A 13,005-nucleotide genomic window follows, 5' to 3' on the forward strand; every position below is an offset into this window, starting at 1 on the left:
CGTACGCGGCTTCACCGATCGACGGTGCCGACCGGCGCGAGCGATCCTATCGGCGAACCACGGCCAGCACGTCGTCGCGCAGGGCGGTCATCCGCTCGGCGGTCGGTGCCTCCACGTTGAGCCGCAACAACGGCTCAGTGTTGGAGGCACGCAGGTTGAGCCAGGCCCCGTCCGGGAAGCGCAGGGTGAGCCCGTCCAACTCGTCGACCTCGGCGTCCGGGTACGCGGCCCGCACCTCGGTCACCTTCGCGGCCTGGTCCCGTACGGTGGAGTTGATCTCCCCCGAGGCGACGTACCGCTCGTACTCGGCGGCCAGCGTGGACAGCGGCAGCGGCTGCTCGCCGAGTGCCGCCAGGGTGTGCATGGCGGCGAGCATCCCGGTGTCGGCGAACCAGAAGTCCCGGAAGTAGTAGTGCGCCGAGTGTTCGCCGCCGAAGACGGCGTTGGTACGGGCCATCTCGGCCTTGATGAACGAGTGCCCCACCCGGGCCACCACCGGTTCGCCGCCGTGCTCCCGGATGATCTCCGGCACGGCCCGCGAGGTGATCAGATTGTGGATCACCGTGGAGCCGGGGTGCCGGGCCAGTTCCCGGGCCGCGACCAGCGCGGTGATCGCCGAGGGCGAGACCGGCTCGCCGCGCTCGTCGACCACGAAGCAGCGGTCCGCGTCACCGTCGAACGCCAGCCCGATGTCGGCGCCGTGCGCCACCACCGCGCGTTGCAGGTCGACCAGGTTGGCCGGGTCGAGCGGGTTGGCCTCGTGGTTGGGGAAGGTGCCGTCCAGCTCGAAGTAGAGCGGCACGATGTGCAGCGGCAGCGCCGACAACACGGCGTCGCCGAGCACGCTCGGCACGGTGTGCCCGCCCATGCCGTTGCCCGCGTCGACCACCACGGTCAGCGGCCGGATGTCGGAGAGGTCCACCAGCGTGCGCAGGTGGGCGGCGTACGCGGCGAGCAGCTCCCGACGCTCGACCGGCGCGGTCGGCGCACCGAGCGGCTCGTCCTTGTCGAGCAGGGCCTGTGCCCGGTCCCGGACCTCGGCCAGCCCACTGTCCTGACCGACCGGGCGGGCCCCGGCGTGGCACATCTTGATGCCGTTGTACTGCGCCGGGTTGTGACTGGCGGTGAACATCGCCCCGGGCAGCCCGAGCGCACCGGAGGCGTAGTAGACCATGTCCGTCGAGGCGAGCCCGATCTCGATGACCGGGCGGCCCTCGGCGCGTACGCCGGTGGCGAAGGCCTCGGCCAGCGCGGGCCCGGTGGCCCGCATGTCGTGCCCGATCAGGACGGCCTCCCCCGGTGCTCCGGCCCCGTCGAGCATCTGCGCGAAGGCGGCGCCCAGGGCACCGGCCACCCGCTCGTCCCACTGGTCCGGCACCGTCCCACGGACGTCGTAGGCCTTCACGATCTGGGACAGATCAGACACCGGTTCCACTCCTCGGCCGCAGGTCGGTCAACGCACCTGAGCGTAACGGAGCGCCGGGCCCCGTCCCGGCTCAGCCGGAGAGCCCGCGTCCCGGTTCGTCCCCGCCCTCGCCCTCGGGGCGTCCCGGCAGCGCTGCGGACCCGGTCGGACCCGGTGTCGGCGGCGTCGGCGGAGCCGACACCGGCGGGACCGCCGCAGGTGCCGAGACCGGGGGAGTCACGGGCGGAGCCGACACCGGCGGGACCATCGGCGCGGAGACCGGCGGGACCATCGGCGGCGCCGACACCGGTGGCACGGCGGATCCGGTGGCGACCGGTGGTGACGTGCGGGGCTGGCCATCGGGCTCCGGCCGGGCGCCGTACAGACCACCGGACGGGCGCGGCGAAGCCGGGGCACCGTAGACCCGGGGCGCGGCGGGCCGGGCGCTGCCGTACACCTGTCCGGGGGACGCGGGCGGCACCGGGCCGGAGGGCACCGGCGGGACGCCCCAGCCGGACGGCGACGGTGGTGGGGCGACCACACCCGGCGGCATCGGCGGCGCGACGACCGGGCCCGACGGCACGGCACCCGGGCCCGGCGGCACCGACGCGGCACCGTGGCTCGCGCCGGAGCGGTAGGTGGTGCCACCCGGGTTGCGCGGCTGCGGGATCTCGACCCGGTCCCGACGCTGCCGCCGGTCCCTCCGGGACCGGACGATCAGGAACACGATGAGCAGTGCGCCGAGGGCGACCATGCCGATGCCGAAGTACATCACCGGCGATCCGCCGGAGGACTGGTTGACGGCCTGGACGGAGTGCGCCCCGTCTCCGGCGTGAGCCGGCGCGCCACCGAGCGCCACCAGGCCGCCCAGGAACACGCAGAGCGTCGCGAGGCGCGCCGCGTGACGACGTACCGACATGATCACCCACCGTTCTTCCCCCTGACGAGGGACCGCGGTCAGGCTACTACCGGGGCACGACCTCGGCTGGTCGGCGAGCACCCCACAGGTGTGCCGCATCACGCCCACGCCGGTCCTCCGAGGCCCGTCAGGCGCCACCGAGCGCCGCACACCCCGCCCACTCTCAGTAAAAACCGTCGTACGCAGTGCCACGACAGCGGGCTCCTCCGGTAAGTTCCCGGTGTGATCGACCGCGAGCAGGCCGAGCAGATCGCTGCGGTGTGGGCGCGTCGCGACTCGTTACGTCTCGGGCACGAGTGTCGACCATCGGTCACCGAGTTCGACCTCGGTTACGTCATCACCTCCACGCCGTCCACGCCGGCCAGGTCGCTCCCCGGTGACCTGCCGACCACGGTGGTCGACAAGCACACCGGTGAGGTGAGCACCTGGCCCCGGGTGGCGGCCGACGTGGTCGAGCGGCTCTACCGGCGCAGCCGTCCGAGCGGACCACCGGTGCCGCGGACCGTGGACCCGGCCGGTCAGCTCATGCGGGAGGTCCACCGGCTGCCCACTCCGACGGTCACCGCGCATCTGACCGTCGAGGGGCGGATCTTCACCGCCCAGGGCGCAAAGGGCGACCTGCCGCTGCGCCACCATCCGCTGCTCGACGCGTACCTGGACGGGTTGCCGGCCGGGCACCTGGTCCGTGGTGCCGAACGACACGCGGAGGTGGTGGTCGTCTCCGACGTGCTGCACCACTACGACCACCGACGCGCGGCCGAGGGCATCGCCCCGATGAGCCTGGGCGACGCCAAGGGTCTGCTGACGCCGGCCCGTGCCGAGGTGTTCCGGGTCCGCGAGCCCGGGGACCCGAACGCCGGTCCGGCCGCGCGGCCCTGCGACTCGTGTCTGACCCTGCTGGTGGACTTCGCCGTCCTGCCGGACACCGCCCGGGACCAGGTCGCGCCCTCGTCGCCCGGTCCGGCACCGGACCCGGCCCCGGGTCGGTTCCCGCCGCAGGTCGCGTCCGCCCTCGTCGCCGCCGGCTGGCGTCCGCACCAGGGGGACGAGGCGGTGGCGACCGCGACCCTCCGGGACGTCCGCGCGGTACGCGGCCGGACCCACGAACACCCGGGCTTCCCCGCCGCGATCACCGCCCTCGCCGCGTTCGCGAACCTCTCCAGCAGGCTGCGCGGCCCGGGGCAGCAGGTCTGGATCTCCCCGTTCGACCTGCGGCCTCGTCAGGTGGCGCACACCGCCGACTCGCTCGCCGACTTCGCGGCGGTGATCGGGGCGCGGCTGTTCCCGATCGGCACCGAGGAGCAGCACAGCGTCCTCGCGGTGGACGAGCGGGGCCGCGTCTTCGCGCTGGACCAGGCCGGCGAGTGGTTCCTCGGTGCGGACCTCGACGCCGCCCTGGTCACCCTGCTGTCCGGTCACGCCCCGGCCCGGGTACGCGACGACGGCTCCTGGTGAGCCGGGTCTAGAGCCGGATGCCGGTGAGGACGGTGACCCGGGGGTCGGTGTAGTCGTCCATGGCGCTGCGCAGCCCCTCCCGTCCCACCCCGCTCCCCTTCACCCCGCCGTACGGCATCTGGTCGGCCCGGTACGACGGCACGTCACCGACGATCACGCCGCCCACCTCCAGCGTCCGTGCCGCCGCGAAGGCGACGTCCAGACGCCGGGTGAAGACGCCGGCCTGGAGCCCGTACGCCGAGTCGTTGATCGCCGCGAAGCCGGCCTCGTCGTCGGTGACCCGGTCCACCACGAGCACCGGTCCGAACACCTCCTCGGCCCGGACCCTCGCCTGGTGGGGCACCCCGCTCAGCACCGTCGGCGGGTACGTCGCCCCGGATCGCCGGCCGCCGGTCTCGACAGCGGCCCCGCCCGTCACCGCCTCGTCCACCCACGCCTCCACCCGTCGGGCCGCTTCCTCGGAGACCAGCGGCCCCACGTCGGTGGACTCGTCGGACGGGTCGCCGGTCCGCAGTTCCCGCACGGCGGCGACCAGTCGGGGCAGGAAGCCGTCGTAGAGCCACTCGTGCACGAAGACCCGCTGCACCGCGATGCAGGACTGCCCGGCCTGGTAGTTGGAGAAGGTGGCGATCCGCTGCGCGGCGAAGGTGAGGTCGGCGTCCTCCGCCCAGTCCGCGCAGATCAGCGCCGCCGCGTTGCCACCCAGCTCCAGCGTGACCTGCTTGTCCGGTGCGGCCCGGCGGACGGCCGCGCCGACCGGGCCGGAGCCGGTGAACGAGACGACCGGCAGCCGGGGGTCGGTGACCAGTTCGGCGGCGCGGTCGTTGGGCAGCGGCAGCACCGAGAACATCCCGGCCGGCAGGTCGGTCTCGGCCAGGATCTCGCCGAGCAGCAGGGCGGTCAGCGGGGTGGCCGGGGCCGGTTTGACCACCACCGGCGCGCCGACCGCGACGGCCGGGGCGACCTTGTGCGCCACCAGGTTCAGCGGGAAGTTGAACGGGGTGATGCCCAGCACCGGGCCCTTCGGCACCCGCCGCACCAGGGCGATGCGGCCGGTGGCGGCCGGGTCGGTGTCGAGCCGTTGCAGCTCGCCGGAGAAGCGCCGGGCCTCCTCGGCGGCCCACCGGAAGGTGGAGACCGCGCGGCTCACCTCGGCCCGGGCCCACTTGACCGGCTTGCCGTTCTCGGCGGTGATCAGCGCGGCCACCTCCTCGGCCCGCTCGGCGAGCCGGCGCGAGACGTGGTCCAGAGCCGTGGCGCGGGCGTGCGCGGGCAGTTCGGCGGCGGTCGCGGCCACCTCGGCCGCCGCCGACACGGCAGCCTCGACCTGCTCGGCGGTGGCGAGGGTGGTACGCCCCACCGCCCGGCCGTCGTACGGGTGGTGCACGGTCAGCTCCCCGGCACCGTAGGCGGGACGGCCGGCGACGAAGAACGGGGTGGGTTCCACGTATCGCAGCGTAACCCCGGCAGTCGCCCACGGAAACGGTCGCGCTAGACCTTGTCTGCCGCGAATTCAGTAGCGAAGATGGCACGAAGATTGCGATAACCGCCGCAGCGCGGCCCCCGGACCCCTCGGAGTGATCCAGTCATGAGTGACCAGCAGAAGCTGCGCAACTTCGTCAACGGCGAGTACGTCGCGCCGGCCGACGGCGGCTACGCCGACCTGATCGACCCGTGTACCGGGGAGGCGTTCGCCCAGGCCCCGGTCTCCGGTGCCGCCGACGTCGACGCCGCCATGAAGGCCGCCGCGACCGCCTTCGAGAGCTGGCGGGACAGCACCCCGGCCGAGCGGCAGAAGGCGCTGCTCAAGCTCGCCGACGCGGTCGAGGCGCGGGCCGCCGACCTGGTCGACGCCGAGGTACGCAACACCGGCAAGCCCCGGCAGCTCACCGCCGAGGAGGAACTGCCGCCGGCCGTGGACGAGTTCCGCTTCTTCGCCGGGGCCGCCCGGCTGTTGGAGGGACGGTCGGCCGGCGAGTACATGGCCGGGCACACCTCGTACGTGCGGCGCGAGCCGATCGGGGTCTGCGCCCAGGTCACGCCCTGGAACTACCCGCTGATGATGGCGGTCTGGAAGATCGCCCCGGCGCTCGCCGCCGGCAACACGGTGGTGCTCAAGCCGTCGGACACCACGCCGGTGTCGACGCTGCTGCTGGCCGAGATCGCCGCCGAGTACCTGCCGCCGGGCGTGTTCAACGTGGTCTGCGGCGACCGGGACACCGGCCGGGCCCTCGTCGCGCACCCCACCCCGCAACTGGTGTCGATCACCGGCTCCACCCGGGCCGGCATGGAGGTGGCCGCAGCCGCCGCCCCCGACCTCAAGCGCACCCACCTGGAGCTGGGCGGCAAGGCACCGGTGGTGGTCTTCGACGACGCGGACGTCGCGGCGGCGGCCGAGGCCATCGCGACCGGCGGCTACTTCAACGCCGGCCAGGACTGCACCGCCGCGACCCGCGTGCTCACCGGCCCCGGCGTGCACGACGACTTCGTCGCCGCCCTGACCGAGCAGGCCCGCAACACCCGCACTGGCGGGCCGGACGACGAGGACGTGCTCTACGGCCCGCTCAACAACGCCAACCAGCTCGCCCGGGTCCGCGGCTTCGTCGACCGCCTGCCGGACCACGCCGCGGTGCAGACCGGTGGCGCGCAGGTGGGCGAGCGGGGCTACTTCTATGCGCCCACCGTCGTCTCCGGCCTGCGCCAGCAGGACGAGATCATCCAGGACGAGGTGTTCGGGCCGGTCATCACGGTGCAGCGGTTCTCCGACGAGGACGAGGCGGTGCGCTGGGCCAACGGGGTCGACTACGGCCTGTCCGCCTCGGTCTGGACCCGGGACCACGGTCGGGCGATGCGGATGACCCGGCGGCTCGACTTCGGCTGCGTCTGGGTGAACACCCACATCCCGTTCGTCTCCGAGATGCCGCACGGCGGTTTCAAGCACTCCGGGCACGGCAAGGACCTCTCGGTCTACAGCCTGGAGGACTACACCCGGCTCAAGCACGTCATGCACAACATCGAGGGCTGAGCCGGTGAGCGTCGGAAACGAGCCGGGTACGGTGCCACCGACACCGTCCTCGGACGACCTGCACAAACGGCGGGGCGCCGCCGTGGCCCGGGGCGTCGGCAGCGTGATCTCCTCCTACGTGCACAGCGCCTCGGGCGGCACCGTCACCGACGTCGACGGTCGAGAGTGGATCGACTTCGCCGCCGGCATCGCCGTCACCAACGTCGGCAACTCCGCGCCCCGGGTGGTCGAGGCGGTACGCGCCCAGGTCGAACGGTTCACCCACACCTGTTTCATGGTCGCCCCGTACGAGTCGTACGTGGCGGTCTGCGAACGCCTCAACGCGCTCACCCCGGGCGCCTTCGAGAAGCGGTCGGCGCTGTTCAACTCCGGTGCCGAAGCGGTGGAGAACGCGGTGAAGATCGCCCGGCACGCCACCGGTCGACCCGCGGTGGTGGTCTTCGACCACGCGTACCACGGCCGGACCAACCTGACCATGGCGTTGACCGCGAAGAACATGCCGTACAAACACCGGTTCGGGCCGTTCGCCGGTGAGGTCTACCGGGTGCCGATGTCGTACCCGCTGCGGGACGGCGGACTCGACGGCGCCACCGCCGCGGCCCGGGCCATCGAGATGGTGGAGAAGCAGGTCGGCGCGGAGAACGTGGCCGCGCTGCTGATCGAACCGATCCAGGGCGAGGGCGGCTTCGTCGTACCCGCACCGGGGTTCCTGCCGGCGCTGCGCACCTGGGCGACGGCGGCCGGGGTGGTCTTCGTCGCCGACGAGATCCAGACCGGCTTCTGCCGCACCGGCGACTGGTTCGCCTGCCAGCACGAGGGCGTCGAGCCGGACCTGATCACCCTGGCCAAGGGCATCGCCGGTGGACTGCCGCTGGCCGCCGTGACCGGGCGGGCGGAGCTGATGGACGCGGTGCACGTCGGTGGCCTCGGCGGCACGTACGGCGGCAACCCGATCGCCTGCGCCGCCGCGCTGGCCACCATCGAGACCCTGCACGAGCTGGACCTGGCCGCCGCCGCCTGGCGGATCGGCGCGACCATGACGGCCCGACTGCGGAGCATCGCCGCACGCGATCCCCGGATCGCCGAGGTACGCGGCCGGGGCGCGATGCTCGCCATGGAGCTGGTGCAGCCGGGCACCCTGACCCCGGACCCGGCCGCCGCGTCGGCGATCTCGGCCGCCTGCCACGCCGCCGGCCTGCTCACGCTCACCTGCGGCACCTACGGCAACGTGCTGCGCTTCCTGCCCCCACTGGTGATCTCCGAGGCCGACCTCACCCGAGGGCTCGACATCCTCGACGCGGCCTTTGTGTAAGGAGGGGTCCCCTGCTAACGCCTCGTGCATAGCAGGGGACCCCTCCTAACAGCTCAGCTCAGCGCAACTCAGCGCAGCACCTCGACCACGTTGTTGCGGACGAGGTTCTTACCCGGCTCGCGGATCTGCTCCATCGCGGCGGAGTTGAGCAGCACGCAGCTCGCCGATGGGCCGGTCACCGTCACCGTGGTCGCCCTGTCGTTGTCCAGGTTGGTCACCCGCAGTCGGGTGCCGACCGGGAACCGGTCGCTGGTGGCGCCCGGTCCGGCCGCCTCCTCGAAGAAGGTGATCGGGCCCGGGCAGGCCGACGCCGTGCCGGGTCGGGCGGCCGGCGGGGAGAACGAGCCGGGCCGGTCGGCGGGCCCGCCCGGCGCTGCGGTGTCCGGTCGCGCCGCCGGGCCGTCCAGGCGCTCCACGAGGTTGCGCCGGATGACGTTTCGGCCCGGCTCGCGGACCAACTCCATGGCGGCGGAGTTGAGCAGCACGCAACTGCCGGACGGTCCGACCACGGTCACCTCCGCCGACTTGTCGTTGTCCAGGTTGGTCACCCGCAGGCGGGTGCCGACCGGGAACCGGTCGCTGGTCGCGCCCGGCGCGCCGCCCTCCGCCGAGAATGTGATGGAGCCGGGGCAGGCACTCTGCCCGGTCGGGCCGCTGTCGGCGAACCCGAGCCCGGTGCCCACCGCCACGGTCGCCGCGGCGACCACCGCCACCCCCGCCGCCAACACGTGCTTCCGTTGCAGCCTCACCTGTCGCCTCCCGTACTCACCGCCTGCGTTCAGGTGTCGGTACGGCTTGGGAGCGCTATCCAGTTCACCGGCGTGACACGTATCGAAAACAAAGTTTCGGATGAACCCTGCGGCATGCCGGTCACACCGGTCCGTAACAGGTGTGCGGGGCTCCGGTCAGCAGCGCCCAGTACCGATCCCCGTACGACCAGTGCCACCACTCGGTCGGGTAGTTGACCATCCCGGCGCCGGTCAACGCGTCGACCAGGATGCGGCGATTCCGGCGGGCCGCCTCGCCGATCGTCGGCGCGGCGGTGAAGCAGGCGTTCCCGCTCGCCTCCGGGGTGGCGTCGACCGCCGTACCCATGTCCACCTCCACCCCGTCGGCGGTGCAGAGCGTCAGGTCCACCGCACCACCGGTGCTGTGCGGCGCGACCTCGACCGGCGAGACGAACTTCGTGGTCTCCTCGTACACCCGCTCCGGCGACCAGTCGGGATGCGCCCGCCGCAGCTCGTCGTGATAGCCGGAGAAGATCTCCAACTGCGCCCGGTACGGTCGGTAACCCTCGATCACCATCAGGCGCAGCCCGTCGGGCAGCGCGTCCTGCGCGGCCAGCAACCGCTCCGCAACCCCCTTGCGCAGTCGCGCGTACGCACCCTCGGGGTCGGCCGCCCGCCCGTCCAGCCGCAGTTCCGCAATCCCGCGCAGGTCGACGAGGGGTTCACCGTCGTCCGCGCCCGGCACCGCCGCGACCCGTGGATCGCAGAGCAGGATCACGGCACGTCCCCCGTGCCGCCGGGCCGCTCCGCGTGCCGGCTGATCGCCAACGCGACGAGCCGGTCCACGATCTCCCGGTAGCCGACGCCGCTCTCCGCCCACACCTTCGGGTACATCGAGTGCGCGGTGAAGCCGGGCATGGTGTTCAGCTCGTTGACGTACAGTTCGCCGGCCGCCTCGTCATAGAGGAAGTCGACCCGGGCCAGCCCCCAGCCGCCGATCGCGGCGAACGCGCGCAGCGACAACTCCCGGATCCGCTCGGCCACCTCGTCCGACAGCACCGCCGGGACCACCATCGGGTCGCTGTCGCCGAAGTACTTCTGCTGGTAGTCGAACCAGCCGCCGGTGACCGTGACCTCGCCGACCGCCGACGCCTCCGGCCGGTTCCCACCGAGTACGCCGCACTCCAGTTCCCGCGCGGTGACCCCCTGCTCCACGATGACCAGGTTGTCGTGTCGCAGCGCCTCCTCGACCGCCGCCGCCAGGTCGTCGCCCTCACCGACCCGGGAGATCCCGATCGAGGAACCCATCCGGGCCGGCTTGACGAACAGCGGCCGACGCAGCTCGACCACCAGCTTCTCCGGGTCCTCGGCGGCCCGGTAGGTCGGCGCGTCGAAGGAGACGTACGGCGTGACCGGCACCCCCTCGGCCCGCAGCGCCCGCTTCATGGCCACCTTGTCCATGCCGACCGCCGAGGCGAGGATGCCGCAGCCCGCGTACGGCACACCGAGCGATTCGAGCAGCCCCTGCACCACACCGTCCTCGCCGAACGGGCCGTGCAGCACCGGGAAGACCACGTCCAACTCGGCCTGCACCGCACCCGGCGGGTCGGCTGCGGTGACCAGGGCGGTGCCGCGCCGCCACCCGGCCCGCAACTCCACCGCCGGGCCGGTCACCGCGAACCGGTCGTCGATGGCCCGTTCCCCGCCGGTGCCCTCCAGGAACTGACGTAACACGTCGTCCGGCATCAGGCGAAAACGGCCGCTGCGCGTCACCCCGATGGCGACGACCCGGTACCCGCCGCCGGACAACGCCCGCGCCACGCCGAGCGCCGAGGCGCAGGAGACGTCGTGCTCCGCCGACGGCCCACCGAACAGAATCCCGATCCGAACCTCTGCACTCATGCCGCCACTCCGCTCCGCTGCGTGCCGCCATGAGGCACGACCACCCTGGACTCGATGATTCGCTCGCTCCGCTCACTCATGCCGCCACTCCGCTCGCTCATACCGCCACTCCTTCTCTTGGCAGGACCGGGGTCGCCAGCCGGGCGACCAGGTCCGCTTCCACGTTTCCGCCGGTCAGCACCACGCCGACCGTGCGCTGTCGAGAGCCGTCGCCGGGTACGACGACCGGTGCGGCGGAGCCGACGATGACGCGCGTCGCACCGTTGGCGGCCAGGCTCAGGGCACCGGCCAGACCGGCCGCACCGGAGGGCTCGGCCAGCACCTTCAGTTCCATCAGGAGCAGCCGGAACGCCGCCGCGATCTCGTCGTCGTCCACCCGGATCACGCCCCGCAGGCGGGTCCGCAGGATGTCGAAGGGCAGCTCGCCGACGCAGGACGGCCGCAGCCCGTCGGCGATCGTCGCCGCCGGCGGGACCGGCGTCGGTCGACCGGCGATCAGGCTGTGCGCCAGGGAGTCGCAGCCGACCGGCTCCACGCCGTACACGTCGATGGGCCGGTCGGAGGCGGCCAGGCAGGCACCGGCGACACCGCCGCCCCCACCGACCGGCAGGATCAACGTGTCCAGCGGCGTGCCCGCCCGGTCGGCGTCCTCGATCAGTTCGAGGCTGGCGCTGCCCTGTCCCGAGATCACGTCCGGGTGGTCGTACGCGTCGACGATCGGGTGACCGGTCTCGTCGCTGATCCGGCGCGCGACCGCCAGCCGTTCCTCCACACTGGATCCGGCGAGGACCACCCGGGCACCGGCCCCGCGAGCCCGTGCCACCTTCGACGGCGTCGCGTCGACGGGCAGCACCACCGTGGCGGCCATCTCGTGCCGGCGGGCCGCCAGGGCGACCGCGACGGCGTGGTTGCCGGTGCTCTGCGCGACCACACCGCCGTGACCGGCGGCGGCGAGGCGCCCCACCGCGTACAGCCCACCCCGCATCTTGTACGAGCCGCCGGTCTGCAGGTTCTCCGCCTTGAGCAGCACCTGCGCGCCGACCAGCCGGTCGATCACCGGGGACCGCAGCAGCGGGGTACGCAGCACCTGGCCGTCGAGCCAGCGCGCGGCCGCTGTCACGTCGACCGTTGGCCGATCGGGTTCGGCGGCATCGGTGTGGGACATGTCGTCTCCCTTGTCGAGTCGATCGGCGAGCGGCGAGCCGGCAGGTCGAACAGCCAGGTCGCGCGCGCCGCCAGCAACGCCCGGTGCAGGCCGAGGCTGAGCGCCAGCACCAGGACGGTGAGCGAGAACGGGTAGCCGAGGGCCAACGCGAGCCGGGCGGAGTCACCCAGGTCGGCGATGGGTTCGGCGATCAGTCGGTGCAGGAGTGCCAGCACCGGCATGTGGATCACGTAGATCGGCAGCGTCTGGCGCCCGAGAGCGGCGAGCGGCTCGCGGATCAGCGGCCACCGCGCCAGTTGCACCGCCAGGGCGACGCCGACCAGCACCGCGACGACGGAGACCAGCGGCGTCACCCCGGGCACCTGCCCGGCTCCGGTCACCCGCACGGCGGCCAGCACGGCGAGGTACCCGCCGACCGCCAGCAGCAGACGCCCGCTGGTCACCCCCGCCGACCAACGCTGCACGTACTGGCGCAGGTGCAGGCCGGCGAGGAAGAACACCAGGTTCTGATAGAGCCCGCCCCGGTTGCCGGGGGTGTCGAGCAGCCCCACCGCGGCGACCGCGCTGAGCGCACCCGCCGCGGCCAGCAGCAGCGCCGGGTGGACCCGCCGCAACGCCTTGGCGAGTACGAAGTAGAGCGCCAACGCGTACAGGTACCAGAGGTTGGACGGGGTGACCGTCAGCTGTGCCAGCAACTCCCCCGGGTTTGTCGCCCGGTCGGTCGGGAAGCCCGGCGCGAGGGCCAGCAGGGCGGTGTGGATCAGCAGCCAGATCACGTACAGGTAGAGGAACCTGGCGACGCGCGGGCGGCCGACCGCCCGCCACGGGCGTTGCACGGCGGTGGCCGCGAACATCCCGGAGATGGTGAAGAACAGCGGCATCCGCATCGGCAGCAGCAGTTCGCCGAGCGTCCCCCAGGCGCCCGCCACCGGCACCTCCAGCCGCCAGTCGATCTGGAGGTAGTCCTTCATGATCACGTGCCAGAGGAGGACCAGCAGGATGCAGCCGCCCTTGGCGACATCCGCCCAGTCCAACCGCCCGCCGCTCGGGCGGGCGCCGGTGGTGGGCGCGACCAGCTCAGGAGTGCGCACAGG

General features: G+C 72.9%; 11 protein-coding genes. 3 read left to right on the forward strand and 8 right to left on the reverse strand.

The window, feature by feature from the left end:
- Positions 1 to 46: 46 nt before the first annotated feature.
- Positions 47 to 1,426 (reverse strand): phosphomannomutase/phosphoglucomutase, encoded by a 1,380-nt coding sequence (locus ACIBO1_RS01220; RefSeq protein ID WP_396740483.1) that lies wholly within the window; start codon positions 1,424 to 1,426, stop codon positions 47 to 49.
- Between the two features lie 70 nt (positions 1,427 to 1,496).
- Positions 1,497 to 2,324: a hypothetical protein gene (locus ACIBO1_RS01225; RefSeq protein ID WP_396740484.1), complete on the reverse strand. Its 828-nt coding sequence runs from the start codon at positions 2,322 to 2,324 to the stop codon at positions 1,497 to 1,499.
- Positions 2,325 to 2,546: 222 nt separating this feature from the next.
- Between ACIBO1_RS01225 and ACIBO1_RS01230 the strand changes: the two genes are divergently transcribed.
- Positions 2,547 to 3,779 (forward strand): SUKH-3 domain-containing protein, encoded by a 1,233-nt coding sequence (locus ACIBO1_RS01230; protein ID WP_396740486.1) that lies wholly within the window; start codon positions 2,547 to 2,549, stop codon positions 3,777 to 3,779.
- A gap of 7 nt (positions 3,780 to 3,786) precedes the next feature.
- Here ACIBO1_RS01230 and ACIBO1_RS01235 read toward each other — a convergent pair whose 3' ends face one another.
- Positions 3,787 to 5,226, reverse strand: a complete 1,440-nt coding sequence (locus ACIBO1_RS01235; RefSeq protein ID WP_396740488.1) for an aldehyde dehydrogenase family protein — start codon at positions 5,224 to 5,226, stop codon at positions 3,787 to 3,789.
- Between the two features lie 141 nt (positions 5,227 to 5,367).
- Between ACIBO1_RS01235 and ACIBO1_RS01240 the strand changes: the two genes are divergently transcribed.
- Positions 5,368 to 6,804 (forward strand): gamma-aminobutyraldehyde dehydrogenase, encoded by a 1,437-nt coding sequence (locus ACIBO1_RS01240; protein WP_396740490.1) that lies wholly within the window; start codon positions 5,368 to 5,370, stop codon positions 6,802 to 6,804.
- 4 nt (positions 6,805 to 6,808) lie between these two features.
- Positions 6,809 to 8,116, forward strand: coding sequence for a 4-aminobutyrate--2-oxoglutarate transaminase (gene gabT / locus ACIBO1_RS01245; protein ID WP_396740491.1), 1,308 nt, complete (start codon positions 6,809 to 6,811; stop codon positions 8,114 to 8,116).
- Positions 8,117 to 8,184: 68 nt separating this feature from the next.
- Here the strand turns inward: gabT and ACIBO1_RS01250 are convergent, their stop codons facing one another.
- The 5 genes from ACIBO1_RS01250 to ACIBO1_RS01270 form a co-directional block, all read right to left on the reverse strand.
- On the reverse strand, positions 8,185 to 8,865 hold the full coding sequence (locus ACIBO1_RS01250) for a hypothetical protein (RefSeq protein WP_396740493.1): 681 nt from the start codon (positions 8,863 to 8,865) through the stop codon (positions 8,185 to 8,187).
- A gap of 121 nt (positions 8,866 to 8,986) precedes the next feature.
- The gene (locus ACIBO1_RS01255; protein ID WP_396740494.1) at positions 8,987 to 9,622 is read right to left on the reverse strand and encodes a M15 family metallopeptidase; all 636 of its coding nucleotides are present in this window, start codon (positions 9,620 to 9,622) and stop codon (positions 8,987 to 8,989) included.
- Positions 9,619 to 10,746, reverse strand: coding sequence for a D-alanine--D-alanine ligase family protein (locus ACIBO1_RS01260; protein ID WP_396740496.1), 1,128 nt, complete (start codon positions 10,744 to 10,746; stop codon positions 9,619 to 9,621). The genes ACIBO1_RS01255 and ACIBO1_RS01260 overlap by 4 nt, the downstream gene beginning before the upstream one ends.
- 97 nt (positions 10,747 to 10,843) lie before the next feature.
- Positions 10,844 to 11,911 carry a threonine/serine dehydratase gene (locus tag ACIBO1_RS01265; protein ID WP_396740497.1) on the reverse strand — a complete coding sequence of 356 codons (1,068 nt, stop codon included), beginning with the start codon at positions 11,909 to 11,911 and terminating at the stop codon, positions 10,844 to 10,846.
- On the reverse strand, positions 11,863 to 13,002 hold the full coding sequence (locus ACIBO1_RS01270; RefSeq protein ID WP_396740499.1) for an acyltransferase family protein: 1,140 nt from the start codon (positions 13,000 to 13,002) through the stop codon (positions 11,863 to 11,865). The genes ACIBO1_RS01265 and ACIBO1_RS01270 overlap by 49 nt, the downstream gene beginning before the upstream one ends.
- Positions 13,003 to 13,005 lie beyond the last annotated feature (3 nt).

The sequence above is a fragment of the Micromonospora sp. NPDC049903 genome (assembly GCF_044460945.1).
Classification (GTDB): Bacteria; Actinomycetota; Actinomycetes; order Mycobacteriales; family Micromonosporaceae; genus Micromonospora.